General features: G+C 65.3%; 1 pseudogene. It reads right to left on the minus strand.

The features are described from left to right. Nucleotides 1-297 (minus strand): annotated as a pseudogene (locus M2D63_RS25650) (hybrid sensor histidine kinase/response regulator); the annotation flags it as partial.

Consider the following 297-nt stretch of genomic DNA (forward strand, 5'->3'; position numbering starts at 1 on the left):
GGCGTCACCTCGAGCATGCGCTTGAACTCTTCCCGGGCCGCGCTGTTGATTGCCAGCCAACGCAGGTCACGGCCCATGACCTGGATCTTCGCCAGGGTGGCTTCGACGACGTCGGTGAGGATCTTGCGTTCGGCCACGGCCTGGGCAACGCGTTCTTCCAGGTCCTCGTTGAGCTGCTTGAGCGCGAACTCGGCGCGATTGCGTGCGGTCGCGTCCTGGAACAGCACGGCAACCTGCTTGCGGCTGGCCGGCTCAATGCGAAAGGCGCAGATGTCCAGGTAGCGACCGGTCGCCACC

Origin of the sequence: Pseudomonas sp. BJa5 (assembly GCF_030272875.2) — a bacterium.
Classification (GTDB): Bacteria; Pseudomonadota; Gammaproteobacteria; order Pseudomonadales; family Pseudomonadaceae; genus Aquipseudomonas.